The 15,584-nt window shown below is 70.5% G+C and carries 21 protein-coding genes; 16 read left to right on the top strand and 5 right to left on the bottom strand.

What is annotated here, in order from left to right; genetic code table 11:
- Positions 1-91 precede the first annotated feature (91 nt).
- The 11 genes from QNO09_RS12945 to QNO09_RS12895 all read left to right on the top strand — a co-directional run bounded on the left by QNO09_RS12945 (position 92) and on the right by QNO09_RS12895 (position 6,872).
- Positions 92-487, top strand: coding sequence for a hypothetical protein (locus QNO09_RS12945; RefSeq protein WP_283970279.1), 396 nt, complete (start codon positions 92-94; stop codon positions 485-487).
- Positions 484-1,035 carry a hypothetical protein gene (locus QNO09_RS12940; RefSeq protein ID WP_283970278.1) on the top strand — a complete coding sequence of 184 codons (552 nt, stop codon included), beginning with the start codon at positions 484-486 and terminating at the stop codon, positions 1,033-1,035. The genes QNO09_RS12945 and QNO09_RS12940 overlap by 4 nt, the downstream gene beginning before the upstream one ends.
- On the top strand, positions 1,032-1,403 hold the full coding sequence (locus tag QNO09_RS12935) for a DUF6907 domain-containing protein (RefSeq protein WP_283970277.1): 372 nt from the start codon (positions 1,032-1,034) through the stop codon (positions 1,401-1,403). The genes QNO09_RS12940 and QNO09_RS12935 overlap by 4 nt, the downstream gene beginning before the upstream one ends.
- Entirely contained in the window at positions 1,400-1,597 is a 198-nt protein-coding gene (locus tag QNO09_RS12930) for a hypothetical protein (RefSeq protein WP_283970276.1), read from the top strand. The genes QNO09_RS12935 and QNO09_RS12930 overlap by 4 nt, the downstream gene beginning before the upstream one ends.
- The gene (locus QNO09_RS12925; RefSeq protein ID WP_283970275.1) at positions 1,594-2,886 is read left to right on the top strand and encodes a hypothetical protein; all 1,293 of its coding nucleotides are present in this window, start codon (positions 1,594-1,596) and stop codon (positions 2,884-2,886) included. The genes QNO09_RS12930 and QNO09_RS12925 overlap by 4 nt, the downstream gene beginning before the upstream one ends.
- Positions 2,883-3,056 (top strand): hypothetical protein, encoded by a 174-nt coding sequence (locus QNO09_RS12920; protein ID WP_283970274.1) that lies wholly within the window; start codon positions 2,883-2,885, stop codon positions 3,054-3,056. Before QNO09_RS12925 ends, QNO09_RS12920 begins: the two co-directional genes overlap by 4 nt.
- Entirely contained in the window at positions 3,053-3,373 is a 321-nt protein-coding gene (locus QNO09_RS12915; protein ID WP_283970273.1) for a hypothetical protein, read from the top strand. The genes QNO09_RS12920 and QNO09_RS12915 overlap by 4 nt, the downstream gene beginning before the upstream one ends.
- Positions 3,374-3,461: 88 nt before the next feature.
- Entirely contained in the window at positions 3,462-3,647 is a 186-nt protein-coding gene (locus QNO09_RS12910; protein WP_283970272.1) for a hypothetical protein, read from the top strand.
- Positions 3,644-3,823, top strand: coding sequence for a DUF6257 family protein (locus QNO09_RS12905; protein WP_283970271.1), 180 nt, complete (start codon positions 3,644-3,646; stop codon positions 3,821-3,823). The genes QNO09_RS12910 and QNO09_RS12905 overlap by 4 nt, the downstream gene beginning before the upstream one ends.
- Positions 3,824-3,909: 86 nt before the next feature.
- The gene (locus QNO09_RS12900) at positions 3,910-6,033 is read left to right on the top strand and encodes a zonular occludens toxin domain-containing protein (RefSeq protein ID WP_283970270.1); all 2,124 of its coding nucleotides are present in this window, start codon (positions 3,910-3,912) and stop codon (positions 6,031-6,033) included.
- A 431-nt stretch (positions 6,034-6,464) separates the two neighbouring features.
- On the top strand, positions 6,465-6,872 hold the full coding sequence (locus QNO09_RS12895; protein WP_283970269.1) for a hypothetical protein: 408 nt from the start codon (positions 6,465-6,467) through the stop codon (positions 6,870-6,872).
- 130 nt (positions 6,873-7,002) lie between these two features.
- Here QNO09_RS12895 and QNO09_RS12890 read toward each other — a convergent pair whose 3' ends face one another.
- Positions 7,003-7,407 (bottom strand): excalibur calcium-binding domain-containing protein, encoded by a 405-nt coding sequence (locus QNO09_RS12890; protein ID WP_283970268.1) that lies wholly within the window; start codon positions 7,405-7,407, stop codon positions 7,003-7,005.
- A gap of 309 nt (positions 7,408-7,716) precedes the next feature.
- Between QNO09_RS12890 and QNO09_RS12885 the strand changes: the two genes are divergently transcribed.
- The gene (locus QNO09_RS12885; protein ID WP_283970267.1) at positions 7,717-8,283 is read left to right on the top strand and encodes a DUF4352 domain-containing protein; all 567 of its coding nucleotides are present in this window, start codon (positions 7,717-7,719) and stop codon (positions 8,281-8,283) included.
- 58 nt (positions 8,284-8,341) lie between these two features.
- A complete protein-coding gene (gene cutA, locus QNO09_RS12880) occupies positions 8,342-8,668 on the top strand; it encodes a divalent-cation tolerance protein CutA (protein WP_283970266.1) in 327 nt (108 codons plus the stop codon).
- A 1-nt stretch (position 8,669) separates the two neighbouring features.
- Here the strand turns inward: cutA and QNO09_RS12875 are convergent, their stop codons facing one another.
- A complete protein-coding gene (locus tag QNO09_RS12875; RefSeq protein WP_283970265.1) occupies positions 8,670-9,941 on the bottom strand; it encodes an NsdA family TPR-like regulatory protein in 1,272 nt (423 codons plus the stop codon).
- Positions 9,942-10,239: 298 nt separating this feature from the next.
- On the opposite strand from QNO09_RS12875, the gene QNO09_RS12870 reads away from it, so the two are divergent.
- From QNO09_RS12870 to QNO09_RS12860, 3 genes are all read left to right on the top strand, one after another.
- The gene (locus QNO09_RS12870; protein ID WP_283970264.1) at positions 10,240-10,761 is read left to right on the top strand and encodes a DUF6415 family natural product biosynthesis protein; all 522 of its coding nucleotides are present in this window, start codon (positions 10,240-10,242) and stop codon (positions 10,759-10,761) included.
- A complete protein-coding gene (locus tag QNO09_RS12865) occupies positions 10,758-11,174 on the top strand; it encodes a hypothetical protein (RefSeq protein WP_283970263.1) in 417 nt (138 codons plus the stop codon). The genes QNO09_RS12870 and QNO09_RS12865 overlap by 4 nt, the downstream gene beginning before the upstream one ends.
- Before the next feature lie 182 nt (positions 11,175-11,356).
- The gene (locus QNO09_RS12860; protein WP_283970262.1) at positions 11,357-11,662 is read left to right on the top strand and encodes a hypothetical protein; all 306 of its coding nucleotides are present in this window, start codon (positions 11,357-11,359) and stop codon (positions 11,660-11,662) included.
- A gap of 54 nt (positions 11,663-11,716) precedes the next feature.
- Here the strand turns inward: QNO09_RS12860 and QNO09_RS12855 are convergent, their stop codons facing one another.
- The 3 genes from QNO09_RS12855 to QNO09_RS12845 are packed head-to-tail and all read right to left on the bottom strand — an operon-like array spanning position 11,717 to position 15,464.
- A complete protein-coding gene (locus tag QNO09_RS12855) occupies positions 11,717-14,896 on the bottom strand; it encodes a hypothetical protein (protein ID WP_283970261.1) in 3,180 nt (1,059 codons plus the stop codon).
- Entirely contained in the window at positions 14,893-15,246 is a 354-nt protein-coding gene (locus QNO09_RS12850) for a hypothetical protein (RefSeq protein ID WP_283970260.1), read from the bottom strand. Before QNO09_RS12850 ends, QNO09_RS12855 begins: the two co-directional genes overlap by 4 nt.
- Positions 15,243-15,464: a helix-turn-helix domain-containing protein gene (locus QNO09_RS12845; RefSeq protein WP_283970259.1), complete on the bottom strand. Its 222-nt coding sequence runs from the start codon at positions 15,462-15,464 to the stop codon at positions 15,243-15,245. Before QNO09_RS12845 ends, QNO09_RS12850 begins: the two co-directional genes overlap by 4 nt.
- Positions 15,465-15,584 lie beyond the last annotated feature (120 nt).

The raw sequence follows: 15,584 nt of genomic DNA, 5'->3' as shown, positions 1-15,584 counted from the left end.
AGACTCTCTTAACGCAAGCGGCCCCCGGCGGTGCTACCAACACCGACCGAGGGCCTGACGGAATCCACCTGACTCAACCAGGAGACCCGCTATGGCTCATGCTGCCATCCGCCGCGAGCGTCGCACCACCCGCCGCACCCTGCGCGCCGAGCTGCGCCGCCGCTCCGCCGCCACCCGCCTGACCGCCTCGTGCCGGCGCCGCCCCCGCAGCCTCGCCACCGTGGCGATCGCCGCCGGGGTCGACCGCACCACCGCCGCCGGCTGCGCCAACGGACTGCGCACCGTCGCCAAGCGCCTCGGCGTCACCCCCGCCGCGACCGCCCGCACCCGCCGCACCGTCGCCGGTGGCCGCGCCCACCGCACCCACGGCGTCTCCCGCTACACCCTCGGCCAGGTCCGCATCCTGATCCGCGCCTACCGCCCGAGGAAGCCCGAGTACGTCGCCGCCGTCGCCCGCATCGCCACCCTCGCCGGCGGTGCCCGGTGACGCAGAACGAGCAGGCGCCCACCACCACGGTGGGCGCCCCGCCCCCGGCCCTCCCCAGTGACCTCGCGGTGGCTGCCCGCGTCGCGCAGATGCTCCTCGCCGAGCACAAGGACGTCGACCACCGCGACCTGTTCGCCCTCAACCGGGCCCACGGCGCCCTCACCGAGACGGTGCGGATCCTGCTGCGCGCCCTCGGCGTCGAGCCGGACGACGAGAAGGGGTACCGAGTAGTCGGTACCCCTGGCGGCGACCAGCGCTGCCCGGCCGCGCACCCCGAGGACCCCACCCCGTGCGACGGGCCCCCGGTCGTCACCGTCCTCGACGCGCACAACGGCGGCGCCAAGGGCTGCGAGCACCACGGCGCCCGGCTCCTCGCCTCCCTCACCGGTGGCCGCGTCTACGCCCTGCCCGACGCCCCCGACGGCGCGGCCACCCGAGTCTTCAAGGCCGCCGACAGCACCCGCCCGTTCGCCTGGGTCGACGGCCCGCGTACCCGCCCCGGGCAGCTCAGCCACGCCGAGAACCGCGCGAGGGGTGAGCGCCGGTGACTCAGCACCTCCCCCGCACCGTGACCGTGCCGGTCCTCGTCGTGAAGTCCCTGGAGATCGAGGAGCCCGGTTGGTGTGCTGGCCGCCATAGCGGCCACGCCGAGTTCAAGGTCGACCTCGTCCACTACGGCCCCGAGCACACCATCGGCGCGAACGGCATCGACCTGCTCCGCGCCATGCTCGCCCAGAACCCCTACGCCGAGCGCGCCACCCGCGCCGTGCAGCTCTACATCGAGCAGCAGGACGTCACCGGCTCGTACAGCCCGGAGCAGGTCGAGCGGCTCGCCGACGCCCTCGTCGAGTCCGCCGACCAGCTGCGTGCCCTCGGCCGTGAGCTCGCCGAACTCCTCGCCCGAGGTGACCAGTGAGCGGCACCGCCCTCGTGCGCCGTCCGACCGAGGTCGCCGCCCTGCGCGCGGCGGCCCGGTCCGCCCGGCCCCTCCCCCCTGTCCCCGCCCTGATGGCCGCGCTGCTCGAAGCGAACGAGCGCCGCGACCGCGAGGGCGTCTGCCTGGCCGCGCACCGTGTGGTGCGCGCCGCCGCCCCGGAGGTGGGCGAATGAACCCCGTACTGATGTGGGCGCAAGCTCACCCCCTGCCCGCGGTCCTCGTGGCCGTCCTGGTCGTGGCCGCTGTCGTCGCGCTCGTCGTGGCCGGCCGCCGGGCCGCACGCCGAACCCCGGCCGCCGTCCTCGTCGCGTCGCTCGCCGCCCTCGCCTGCACCGCGTACAGCGCGGACACGTCGTGGCGGTTCGCGGAGCACAGCCTCGACATGGTGTCGACCACGGAGCGCGGCGCGATGTTCGCCGCCGCCGAGCTCGCCCTGTTCGCCTGCGCTCTGATGGCCCGCCAGAACCTCCGCACCCAGGGAGCGCCCGGCACGCCCGGGATGCTGGTGTGGGTCATCACCGGGGTGCAGGTCATCCCGGCCTACGCCGAGTCCGGCATCGTCGGTGGCACCGTCCGCGCCGTCGTCGGCCCGGTCCTGGCCGCCCTGCTGTGGCACCTCGCCATGGGTATCGAGCTACGCCACACCAAGCCGGGCACCGGCTCGGGGAGCCTGCCCGCCCTGCTCGCCCGGGAGCTGCGTGAGCGGCTGCTGTCCCGCCTCGGGCTCGCGACCCGCGACCGCACCGCCGAGCAGATCACCCGCGACCGCTGGACCGTCAAGGCCGTGGGCCTGGCCGCGAAGCTCGCCGACATGGGCCCGAAGGACCGCGGTCGTGCCCGGGTGGCCCGCCGTCTGTCCGTGGCCGTGGGCAAGGCTCAGGCCGGCGCGTCCGAGGAGCAGCGCACGAAGCTGTTGGAGCTGCTCGCCGCCCGCCGCCACGCCGCCTCTCTGGCCACGATCGATCTTGCGTCGCCGTGGGAGACGGGCGAGGAGATCACGGTGGAGCGGGTGCCCGAGGAGCGGCCAGCGCTCCCGCCCGCCCCGCGTCCGGACGTGGTGCCCGCAGGGGTGCGGTTGCTGCCGATCGTGGCCCGGCCCGAGCCGGTCGAGGATGACCAGGCTTTCAGTCCTGAAAGCCTGCCCCCCGACCCTGCCCCGGTGGTCATGCCGCCCCTGTCCCAGACGGCACCGAGCCCGTGGCTGTGGGACCACATCGGCCCGCGTGACGCGACCCCCAAGATGACCACCGCAGTGCCCGCCGATGCCGGTCGGCAGGTGGTCACCGAGGTCATCACCCTCACCCCCGCTGAACTGCGCAAGAAGGCCCGCAGCCTCAACCGGGAGGCGGTCAGGTCGACGAACCGGCCGGTGACCATCAAGACGCTTCAGGACGAACTCGGCCTGTCGCGTCGAGAAGCGGCCGACCTGCGCCGCGACGTCGTCGGCGGTGAGCGGTCATGAAGTGGCTTCTCCTCGGTGCCCTGCTCGGTGTGCTGCTCGCCGTCCCGCAGGCCCTCGACCTGACCACGTCCGCCGTCGCCGGGCTGGCGGCGAAGCCCCTGCTCGTCGCGTTCGTCCTCGGTGCCGTGATCCGCCCGTACCTGCCCGTACCGGGGAGGTGGACGCGGTGAGTGACGCCCTGGAGAAGGCCGAGCAGGCTGCCCGAGAGGCTGCGGTGGACACGGCTGCGGTCCAGATCGCGCTCGCGGCCGTCGAGCTGGCCAAGACCGCAGCCGCCCAGCAACAGACCTCCCGGCAGGAGGTCTGTCAGCACCACAAGCAGCGTCGCAGCGCGGGTGAGTGGCTCGGGATCGCTTGCGCGGTGTGCGTCGGCGGTGTCGGCATCGCGTTCGCGTCGCTCGCGCTGGCCGTCCTCGGCGGCGTCGCCGCGATCGTCGTCCTCGTCCTGCGGGACATGTGGCGCGACATGCAGCGCAAGGGTCGCTGACCTGCCCTTCCGTCCGACAGACCGACACCCCGTCTGTCTGTCGGAGCGGTGGGGCCGGACAGCCCGGCCCGCAACCGAGAGGAACCCCATGTCTGACCGTATGAAGAAGCAGGCCGCCCAGAACCGTGAGGTCGCAAAGGGGCTGCGGAACCGCGGCAAGGACGATGCCGCGAAGCGCCTGGAGGACCGGGCGGCCGAGCTGGAGTCGGGGCGGGTCACCGACGTCACCGACCAGGTCGTCGGCCTCTTCGGAATGATCCGCGGCCGTCGATGAGTGACGACCTGTCGTTCTTCAGCGACTTCACCATCGGCGAGCAGGCCCGCATCACCGCCCTGGTCGCCCGCATGGGCAAGCGCGGCCTGGCCGGCGAAGGCGTCGACATCAGCGACCTGAAGCGCAAGGTCGAGCGGATCGAGAACCAGGCCCGAAACCGCAAGCAGAAGCCATAGCTACACACCCGGGGCGGCCGTCTCCCGGCCAGGACACCGGCCGCCCCGGGCCTCCCGTCCCTCCGCAGAGAGAAGGAAAGGCCAGCATGACCGAGACAGCGCCCGAGCGGGTAAACGGGCACGTCAACCCCACCGTGTCCCTACTGAAGTTCGCACCTGAGCAGGCGCCGGCTCCCGTCGTCGAGCAGGCCGGGAAGCCGCGGCGTCGGGTACGGATCGACTCCCTGCGCCGGATCGTCGTCGAGGTCCGCGGCAACGACGGATACCGGGTCGTCGTCCGGCACGGCTCCTACATCGTCGGCGGTACCCGCATCCTCGCCCGCCGCGCCTGGGACTCCCGCACGACCGCCCGACACGAGCGGATGATGCGCGCCGCGGAGGCGGCCGGGCAGGAGGACGTGGCCCGCGACTGGGAGCAGCGCGCCTACATCTTCCGCCAGTCCCGCCACCGGCGCCGTATGGAGCTGCTGCAACTGGCCATCAACGCCCCCAAGGCCATCGCCATGGGCGCGCTCGGCGGTGCGGGCATCCTGCTGATGCTCGGCATCATGCTCGCCTGGGCCAACCAGGACGTCTCCGACGTACTCACCCCCACCCGGACCCTGATCGAGCTGGTCGGATGGGCCGCGTTCATCGCCGGTGTCATCTGGGATCCGCTGCTGGCCGCCCTGCCGTGGCTCGCCCTCGCCGGAGTGTGGGCGGTCGGCCGGCACCGGCAGGCGGCCCCCGCCTGGGCCCTGCCTGGCGACCCGGAGCAGCGGGACGTCGTCCCCGACGAGAACGCCATCATGCGGGCCCTCGGCAACCTGGGTATCGCCCCGCTGAACAAGGCCATCAAGGACGGTTGGCAGCCCCGTTGGGTGCAGCCCACGACCCGGTCCGGGAACGGCTGGCACACGCAGTTGCAGCTCCCCCTCGGCGTGACCGTCGAGATGATCAACGGGAAGAAGAACGTCCTCGCGCACAACCTGATGCGCAAGCCCGTCGAGACGTGGCCGACCGAACCCCCCAGGCAGCCCGGCGTGCTCGACCTGTGGGTAGCCGACCAGGGCTCCCTGTCCGGCGTGGTGCCGCCGTGGCCGCTGCTCACTGAGGGCACAGTCGACTACTTCAAGGGCGTGCCCATCGCCGTGTCCCAGCGCGGCGAACCCATCATCGGCAAGCTGATGGCCGCGAACTACATGGTCGGCGGCATCATGGGCTCGGGTAAGACGTCCATCGTCATCACGCTGCTGCTCGGCGCCATCCTCGACCCGCTCGTGGTCGTCGAGGCCTACGTCATGGCCTACAACGTTGACTACGACCCGCTCAAGCCGCGGCTGCGGGTGCTGGTCAAGGGCGACGAGGACGACGACCTGAAGGCCGCCCTGGTCGCCCTGCGGAACCTGCGCGACGAGGTGTCCGAGCGGGGCAAGCTGCTGGAGGAGCTCGGCGGCGAGGCCACCAAGCTGACGCGTGAACTCGCGCAGAGGGACCCGCGGATGCGGCCGAAGGTCGTCGTGTTCGACGAGTGCCACGAGCTGTTCATGCACAAGGAGTACGGCAAGGAGGCCGCTGAGCTGGCCATCAAGGTGATGAAGAAGGCCCGCAAGGTCGGCATCACTCTGATCTGGACCACCGTGTCCCCGACTGCGGACAGCCTGCCGCGCGACGTCACCCGCAACACCTCCCACCGCCTGGCGTTCGCGGTCGGCGACCACGTCGCCAACGATGGGCTGCTCGGCTCGGGCAAGCACAAGGCCGGCATCACCGCGACCACCCTGATCCCCGGCGAGGACGTCGGCACGGCGGTGAGCGTCGGGTTCAGCACCAAGCCGTTCGAGGTGATCCGCTCCCACTACGTCGCCCGGGACCCGGAGAAGGGCATCGACGAGGTGACGCCGGTCGTCGAGCGGGCCATGGGCCTGTACGAGGGCAAGCCGGCCGACGACGCACCTGCGTTCGCCCCGGTCGACCACCTCGCCGACATCGCGGCCGTCCTCGGCCACGAGCCGAAGATGCTCACCCAGGACGTCCTGCGCGGCCTCGCCGACAACAACCCGGCCGAGTACGAGGCCTGGACGTTCCGGGATCTGCGGCGCGTCCTCGACGACGTCGGGCACGGCGAGTACAAGACCGGCGGCCGTCAGCACGTCAGCTTGGACCGCGTCTTGGAGGCCATCGCGGCCCGGGACGAGGACGACGAAGACGAGGGAGGCGACGAAGAGTAAGGGAGTTCTCCCCACCGGCCTCCCTGCCCGCCTCCCTGTATATGACCTGCGGAAATGGCCAGTCAGGGAGGCGAGGGAGGCACCTTGCGAGATCCCTCCAGGACCCCGCAAACGGGGGTTCAGCCTCCCCCGCGCCTTCTCCCTCCCTGCCGCATCATGGGGTCATGGACGAACTGGCAGCACCGCCCGGCTACTACACCGCCCGCGACGTCGCTGCCCTCCTCGCCGACCGCCCCACCCGCAACGCCGCTTGACCGCAGGTCAGCCGCGTATCACGATCCGGGTGTACAACTGTGCCCTCAACCGGCACCACAGACACACGACGAAGCCCCGACTGTGAGCGGCAGCCGGGGCTTCGTCGTGTCACAGCACAACCATCGCCAACCCCCACACGTCACACCCGTGACGCACCAGCACTACCAGGGGGGATCATGCGCATCCGCACGACCATCGTCGTAGCCACGGCCGCGCTCGCCATCACGCTCGTCGGCTGCAGCAGCGACAACAACGACAGCGAGCCCAAGACCACCGAGAGCAGCAGCCAGCCCAGCACCGACAACAGTGCCGCTGAGAAGGCCGCCGGCATCCCCGCCGAGCCCACCGGCGCCAAGCGTGACGCCCTCCTCGCCGCCATCCACGACGTCAACGCCAAGCTCACCGCCGACGAGGACAAGGCCATCGACGCCGCACGCAACCAGTGCTCGGGACTCAACGGCGGCGCCAAGAACCCGGACCACCTCGCCGCTGAGCGGTTCTCCTACAACGGGATCACGCTCACCGACGACGACGGTGCGCACCTCAACATCGGGCTGCGCAAGACGCTCTGCCCCAAGACCTGACCACGCCACTCCGGCCCGGCCCGCACAACGAGCCGCGGCATGCCAGGGGGTGAACGTGGCCGCCGACCTGCGCAGTAGTGGCCATAGAGGGGGTGGGCGGCGCATCTCTAGGAGCCGTTCCCGCGCTGGATCAGGGTTCGCACGCGACCCCGTCGCCGTCACGGTCCAGGTGCGGCCCGTACCCGGGTTCGCCGACAAAGAGGGGAGCGGCGCCGGCGGCTCGTGCCTCGTCGCAGTTGTCGTAGTACACGTCCGAGGCTGGCGAGCTCGTCTCTGGGTCCGCCGTCGTGCCTTCCGTGTCCGTCACGGTCTCCGTGACCGTTTCAGCGGGCGGCTCTGGCACCTCGGTGTCCGGGGCCGGTGGCGTCTCTGCATCCTCAGGGGGTGGTGTGGACGTGCCCGGGGTGGTCGTCGTTGGTACCGGCTGGCGCGGCCCATCGTCCGAGGGGGAGCACGCTTCGAGCCCGGCCCCCAGTGCCACGAACGCAATCAGAACCCCGACGATCACCGCGGCGATTCTGGCCAGCAGTCCCATGCGCGCCCACCGTCGCCGCACGCGCCAGACCGGGCCACGGCCTCTCTCGCTGCCAGCCATAGCGCCTCCAGCCGACAACCCCCTGTACCGAGTGCACCACCCCGACCCGCAAGACGCATCCAGAGACGTGCCAAGCCAGTGCCATCAGCCCGCAAACGTGCAGGTCAAACCCAGCCAACCGCATACCTCATGCGGTTACAGGTACGGGGTCGGGACCTACCACAACGGTCACAAGACGGCCACATGCCCCACGCGTGACCTTCGCGGGACGCATGATGCTCTCTTGATACAAGGCACCTTGGGGGGACCATGCGCCACACCATTACCGCACTCGCCGCCTGCCTGCTCCTCGCCGGCACAGTGAGCTGCTCCTCAAACGGCGACGACTCGAAGCCGACCGTCGCGAAAGCCTCCGAGACCCAGTCGGCCAGCCCGACACCGAGCCCGTCCCCGTCGCCCAGCCGGGAGACGCTCAAGTTGGGCGACACTGCCGACATCGATGCTGAAGGCAAGCTCAGCGCCGCCACGCGCATCTACAAGGACGAGGGCATCCCCGACGTGGTGAGCCTGCTGAACGCCGACCAGAAGTGGGCTGCCCTTGAGGTGAAGGTCTGCAACAAGGGCCCGGAGAGCATCACAGTGACCCCGTTCGTGTGGTCGCTCGCCTACGCGGACGGCGCCCGGGTCGAGGCCACTCACATGACCGGGAACGAGCTGCCGCAACCTCTGTATCCGGTGGAGGCCAAGGTCAAGGTCGGCGACTGCGTGCGCGGCAACGTGTTGTTCCAGGCGCCGAAAAAGGGGCGCCCGGAGCGGGTGCTGTACAGCCCGGACGCGTTGGACGAGCCGGTCGAGTGGACCGTACCGAAGGCGTAGCGGCCCGCCGTACGTCAGGCTGGTGGCTGGCTCGCTGTCCGTGGGTAGGCTCCGGCGCATGACTGACTTCGTGCAGGTATCCACAGCGACGGAGACCCGTGAACAGGCGGTCGAGCTGGCCCGATCGGTCGTCCAGGGCAGGCTCGCCGCGGGCGCGCAGATCACCGGCCCCGTGACCTCCGCGTTCTGGCACGACGGCGAGTTCGGCACCGGCGAGGAGTGGCAGCTACTCCTGAAGACCCGGCAGAGCAGGTACGCCGAACTGGAGGCGCACCTGCTCAAGCACCACCCGTGGCAGAACCCGGAGATCGCGGCCGTGCCGATCGTCGCCGGGTCGGAGGCCTGCCTGCGGTGGCTCGCCGCGAACACCACACCAGCCGAGTAGCTCAGCCGCGCGCCCTGTCCAACACCTCGACGACCCCGGGCAACGCCTCGTGCTCGGCAAGCCGCTGCAGGACAGGTGAGAGCCGCTGCCGCGGCCGCACGGACGCCACACCGGAAGCAAGGTCGAGCGCGCGGCCCGTGACCGCAGCCGCCTGCTCGACCTCCCCGGCCGTCAGGTAGGAGTCGGCGAGCCACGACAGGTAGAGGCTCTTGTCCCGGGCGTGGTCGTCGTCGTACCGGGCAAGCGCGGCCTCGAGAACGGGCACCGCCCGGAGAGGCCGACGCAGTTCCGTCCAGCACCGGCCCGTCATGATCTCCAGCTCGGTCTGGTCGACCCACGCCACCCAATCCGGCTGCCGGTGGCTGTCGACCTCGGCGAGCGCCGCCTGAGCGGCTTCCAGGGCCCGCTCAGTCTCCTCGTCGTTGCCTGCCACGGCGTGCGCCCACGCGAGCCGCTCGTGCAGCAGCGCACGAACCCCGGGAGCAGCATCGGGGCCCGCCTCGCCCACGGCGCGGGAGGCGATGCCGATGCCGGCCTGCCGGTCGCCGTTGATGGTCTGGTAGGCGAGGAAGGCGAGCGCGTTGCCCGCCAGCTCGGTGTCTCCCGCGTCGACCGCAGCCCGGTGGCTGACCTCGTACAGTCCGCTCGCGTCCCGGTGTCGGCCGCCGTCGAACGCCGCCCAACCTGCCTGCTGCGCCTGCTCGGCGAGCACGGACAGCAGGGCCCGGCCGGTGGGCTCGGTGTACGTGGCGTCGCGCAGGAGCGCCTTCGTCGACTCGTACTCGCCGAGGTAGACCTTGTACGTGTCGCCGCCGCCGAGGACGTCATCGAGGCGACGCAGCCGCGCTGTCCGCGCCCGCAGCTTCTCGGGGTAGTCGCTTCCGATCCGGCTGCCCACCCTCGGGCGCGTCAGCTCCGGCAGGCCAACGGCGAGCCCGGCCCCGGCTGAGGCCTTGAAGAACTTCCTGCGCCGCACTCCGTCTCCGTCCTGGTCGGGGCCGTGACCGTGTGCCGGAGGTGTACGGCGCGGTGAGGCCGGCGCCTCCCACGGTCGGGTGGCCAGGCCTACCATGCGGCCGGGGATCCGTAAGGCGTCCGCGATCCGCGCGATCTTCTCGTAGGTGGTCACGCTCCCCTGCCCACGCGCCAGGAGTCCGACACGGTCCGGCTTCATATCGCACTCGGCAGCGATCTTCGAGTAGCTGATCCGGGCCTCGGAACGCGCGAGACGGAACACCGTCCCGAAGTCGTGAGCCGCGAGGGCGGCCCTCATGTCCGCCCGCTGAAGCAGTTCGCGCGGGAGTGCAGTTGGCGGTTCGTAACCCGTCATCGGAGGCCCCGTCACACCGTGTGTCTCGCTGCAGGAAGAGCAGCCTACCCATCATGGGGATACCCCCGGGCGGGAAGCGAGCAGCGAAACCGGGCTGGCAGGTTGAGGCGTTCAGACCCCGGCGGCCTGGCAGGGCCCCGGGGCGTGGCCAACGCTGCTGAGGAGCGCCGACACCGTGCAAGCTACCGCCCCAACGAGTGGCACCGTAGAGCGACATCAAGACCCGCCAGACCTTGCGCCAATGCGCGAGACCGCGCACCGGGTGTTGGGTCCGGACGCCGGGCCGGACGCTCTCCCACCGGTCGGCAAGGAGCTGGACACGCTCATCTCCACGCTGCGCGGTCACCTCCAGTTGCTGATGCCCGAGGTCGAGCAGGCGGCCGGGTGGCTGCCGGAGAACAGCCCAACCCGCCACAGCGCCTTGACCTGCGTCGGGGAGGCACGCGGCAAGCTCCGCGCCCCCGAGCTGAGCTTCGCCCGGCTGGCCGGGAGCGTCATGTACGCCCGCAGGCTCGCCCGGGTCCTGGTCGCCCTGTGCGAGCACTACGAGATCGTCAGCGCGGGCGTGGCCGAGACGCCCTCGCAGACCGCGTTCGTGCGCCTGGCGGACCACTGCCTGACGTGCCCGACCTGCCAGGCCAGGGACGACCAGGGCGCGCGTCTCGGCCTCCCCTGCGAGACCCACGATCGGCTCAACGACGAGTACCGGGAAGCTCTGCGTCTGGCTCGCGCCGACCGCCGACACGCGGAGGCATCGGCATGACCACCAACGAGACCGATACCGCCGCCCGTGAGGCCGCCGACATTGAGGCGGAGTACCAGCAGCTCAGCACAGAGCTCCTGCGCAACACGAAGATCCGGCGCCACCGGGCAGCCGTCCAAGCTCTGATCGAGGAACGGACCATCCTGTCCCTGCCGGCCGTGCAGCGGGCCCTGATCGTCGACAGCCGCAAGGGACGCTCGGCGCAACTCGCGGGTCTCTCCGGCCTCCAGTACAGCCTGGGCCTGGACGAAGGGCAGCGCACGTTCCTCGGCCTGGTCCTCTCGCTGGTCGGCATGGGCATCACCACCCTCGCCGCCGTGCAGGACCTCGACGAGCGGCGCCTGCCGATCATCCTGCGGGCGATCCTGCGCCTGGCGGGGAACGAGGATCTCGCCATCGGTCGGCGCCTGTAACGCTGAGCCCCGCCGCCGTCCCCGTCACCGACGGCGGGCCACCCCACAGACGCCCGTCCGCCCTCTGCACCCCCGTCCTTGTGGCGAGAGGGCGGGCGGGTCCACCCCTTCCGCGATACGCAGTACGGGCGGCCTGTGGGTGCGGCAGGATGCTCGCGCAACTGCACTCCCAGGGGGGAACCATGCGCATCCGAACCGCTGTCGCGGTGGGCCTGCTCGCCGCCGCACTCACGGCCTGCCAGCCCGGCGCCGACGACGCCGCACCCGCGCCCACCGTCACGGTCACGGAGCCCGCCAACGCGAACGCCGCGTGCCTCGCCGGCGTCGTCGAGGCGTACCCGAGCCTCGACCCGGAGACGCCGATGATGGACCAGGTCGACGAATGTGCCGGCCTCAGCAGACAAGAGCAAAGCGACGTCTTGCGCGTGCTGCAGGAGTACGACGACGCCCTTCAGGCCTCCGTCGACGAGGCGAGCGCCGGGTCGTAGACACGCGTGAGGGGTGGGCACTGGTGCCCACCCCTCACCCACGTTGGCCTGCCTTCAGTCCAGCCCTCCGAACGTGGCCCGCAGCCCACCGCGCGTACTGACCGCCTTACGAAGGGGATCGATGATGACCTCACCGAAGTCGCTGTTGCCGAGCTGAAGCTTGATGACCATCGGTCGGCCGCCCCCGGCGTGCCCACCGGCCGGCGTGGGCGCGTAGCGGGCGCCGCTGCCGCGCTGTGGGGTGTTGAGCATGGACGTCCACGCCTGCTGCTGCATGCGTCGGGTGTCCGGCCCGGAGTACACGCGCGACCCGAACGGCAGGCGCACAAGCTCGGGCTCGTGCTCGCCGACCATCGTCCACGAACCCCGCGCCCCACCCGACGCCGCGCCCACAATCCCGCCAGCGGCTTTCATACCGAACCCGCGTTCGACCATCTTCTCCATCGCCGCGGCAAGCTTGTCCATCGCGCTGGTGAGCTTCGACTGCTGCCGGGCCAGCTTGTCGACGAGCTTGTCCTGCATGGTGATCGCCGTCTTGTACACCGCGTCCGCCGTCACCTTGCCCGCCGACGTCGCCGCACTGTTGATCTGGCCCTGAAGACTGTTCAGCGACTTCAACTGCCCCGACGACGCCCCCAACAGCGCCTGAGCCGTCTCCAGGCCGCCGCCGTCGATACCGGCCTCAGCGACCTGCTGCAACAGGCCACCCGACAGGCCGCGCTTCTTCAGCTCCTTCAACGCCCGGTCGAACTCCTTCGCGTTCGACGCGCTGCCCTGCATCTGCGACAAGATCGTGTTGATCGTGACCCGGCCCGACTCGGCTCCGGCCGCCTTCGTGATGTTCGCGCCGTTGAGGATGCCCGACTTCACGGAGTCGGCGAGCTGGGATGCGGCCTGCTTCAGGCCGTTGAGCTTGTCCCTCGCGCCTTCCAGGCTCTTGGTCACCGACGTGAGTTGCTTCTCGTAGGAGAGGAGCTTCTTGCCGGTGGAGTCCAGGGCCCGCAGCAGTGACCGCTCGGTGCCGCCGTGGGTGGCCGCGCGGATCTTGGTGGCCCACTGGTTCAGGTTGTCGATCAGCGACCGCATGCTGTCGGGGTTGCCCAACTCGGACCGGAACTCCGAGCGCTTGTGCCCGGCGAACTGCCCGAACCGGGAGACCGTCAGATCCCCGCGAGCATCCCGCCGGGCCGCAGCTTCCGCCTTCGTGACACCGCCTCGCGCGAACCACCTGACGGAGCCGCCGAGAATGCCGACCGTCTCCTCGGCGATCTGCCGGGACCGTGGCCGCTTCGACGGGCTGAGCGGGATGTACGCCTCGCCGCCCGTCTCCGGCTCGGCCCAGACCCGCCAGGCACCAGCAGGGGCGATCTGCGCTGTGTGGTCCTCCACGCCGCCGTCGGCGAAGCTGCGGAAGATGTTGCCGTTCGCGCTGAACCTCGGCTGGTTCTGCGACTCCACCCTGCGCTGGTAGACGTTGATGTACGCGCTGCCGACGACGCTGCCGTTGATCGCGCCAACGGCCGCGTCGAAGAAGCTCCGGTTGGCGCCCACCGGCACGCTCTTCTTCGGGAACTTCGCGCTGTTGACCTTCCGCGCCGTACCGAAGAAGTCGCGGGCGTTCGCGGTAATGCTCGCCTCGGCCTTCTTCCTGTCGAACTCAGCGAGGTCGCCGCGCGCCGTCCGCAGGGCCTCCTCAGCCGCCTTCTTGTCAGCGGACAGCTTCGCCCGGCGCTCCTTCGTCAGCGACGGATCTTCCAGCTTCTCCTTGATGCTGGCGAGGTTCCCCTCCGCCTCGTCCACGTTGAACTTCAGATGCAGACGGTCCAGCTTGGGCTGCGACGTGTCGACGAAGTCGGAGATACCACTGCCGACGTCGTCGAGCCCGCCGCGGAAGCCCTCCGCCCAGTCGTCGAACCCCTTGTTCACGTCCTTGAGCCAGCCCATGCCAGGCACCTCGCCGAACATCGCCGCCGCGCTCGAGACGAGGCCGTCCAGCGCCGTGATGACGCCCTCCGTCATGATGCGGAAGCCACCCCAGAGAGTGGGGAGCAGCGACAGGCCCGTCTGAACCATCATGGTGATGCCGTCGGCTACGCCGTAGAACGCGGACCGGATGCGCCCCTCGTTCTGATCCACCCAGTCCGAGAGGCCGCGGAAGCCGTTGCCCAGTTGCGATGTATCGACCCCGGCGACTTCCAGCAGGCTCGACAGCAGGGCGCCGCCGAGGGACTTGGCCAGATTTCCGGCGACCTCGATCCCGACGCTCATGATGTCGTTGGTAGCGCGGATGGCGTCGGCGAAGAGCCCTGCGAACGGCTCGAACATCTCCATCGCGACCTCGAAGCCGCTACCCAGGCCCTTCAGCGCCATGCCCGTGGCTTCGAGCATCTCCCCAATCAGCGGGCCGAACGCCTCAGCGAAGGAGCCTGCCACCTTCCCCAGGGTCGGGAGCAGCCCGTCATTGATGAACGACGCCAGGCCGCCGAGCAGCTCGCTGGAGCCGCTGATGCCCTGCTCCAGCCCGTCGAACATCTTCGGCAGGCCAGTGTCGAGGAACCCGCCCAACAGGCTGTCCCACGCGTCGAGCGCCGGCTGGGACTTGGCGCCGAAGTCGAGGAACGCCTGCGTGAACGTCCCGATCGATCCGGCGAACTCCTCCACCCACTGCGAGCCCATCTGCGCGTTCTTCGCCAGCGCGCCCTTGAACGCCGGGGAGTCGGCGAACTTGGCGGCCTTCTCCGTGATCCGGCCGAAGGTGTCCGCCCCGGTCTCGATCACCGGGGTGAGGTCCTTCATCGCCCCCTTCAGGGACTTGACGGCCTTCTCCGTGTGCGGAGCAACCGCCTTCTCCGCGACCTTCTGCCACTCCTCGAACGGCTTCTTGAGCTCCTTCGCCTTCTTCTTCAGGTCATCCATCGCCAGTGCGCCGCCACCCGCCACCGCAGCGAGACCCGTGAGCATCGGCGCGAGCGCCCCGATCGTGGGCAGCAGCGACGTGCCCAGCGCGGCGGCCAAGCCGATCGCCTTCCCCCGCATGCCCATGCCGCCGCCCAACGACGAGCCGGCGTCCGCAGCAGCAGAGGACACGCCGCCGAGCTGGACGCTCAGGCCCCGCAGCGTGCCGAGACTGCCGTTCGCACTGCGCTGCAACTGGTTGATGTTCCGGTTCACCGAGTTGAAGCCCGGCCCGGTGAGATCCCGAACGGAGACGGTGATCTGGACGTCGTTGCTCACGAGCCGCCCCCCGCCAGGCTCGCGAACTCGACGTCGTCGAGCGCAGTCCACTCGCCCTCGGGCACGAACTCCAGCCACCGCAGGAACTCGATCGTGGCCGCGTCCGTCCACCCCTCGGGGTGAGCGTCGATGTCGTGCCCGACCTGCCGGGCGAACGCCCGAATGAACTTCATGATCAACGGGTCGTGGATGTCACCGGCCCGCGCGAGCGTCTGCACCCGCTCGTACTCCCGCCGCGTGATGCCCTCCAGACGAACCCTGGCGTCGCCCGCGTTGTCGAACTTCAGGAACACCCCGGCGTCCCGCTCCCGCTGCCTCCTGCGGGCCCTGCGCGGTTTGTGGCGGCTCATTCCCCGCCACCCGTCCGGACGGACGTCACAGCGCCGTCCAGAAGCCGCAGACGCACCCTGCGGATGTCCGCCCGCACCTCCGGGCGTTGACGCCACCGCCGCACCGTCCTGCCCGACACCCCGACCTCGGGACCTATCTCCTCCGTCGGCACCCCCATCGCCAGCAGCACCGTGGCCCGCTTCCGCGGGGGCAGTTCGGCAAGTTCTCGTATGACCATTTGTGGACCTCCTACAAGAATCGTAAGGAGGCATGCAAGTCGACATGCAGAAACACGGGCGCTGCATTGGTGTATTCACACAAACGCGAAAGCGCCCGGCACCCCCGAAGGGACACCGGG

Origin of the sequence: Streptomyces sp. 378, from assembly GCF_030124145.1 — a bacterium.
Lineage (GTDB): Bacteria > Actinomycetota > Actinomycetes > Streptomycetales > Streptomycetaceae > Streptomyces.
The sequence above is the reverse complement of the archived record's forward strand: the minus strand, read 5'-3'. Positions and strand labels throughout refer to the sequence as shown.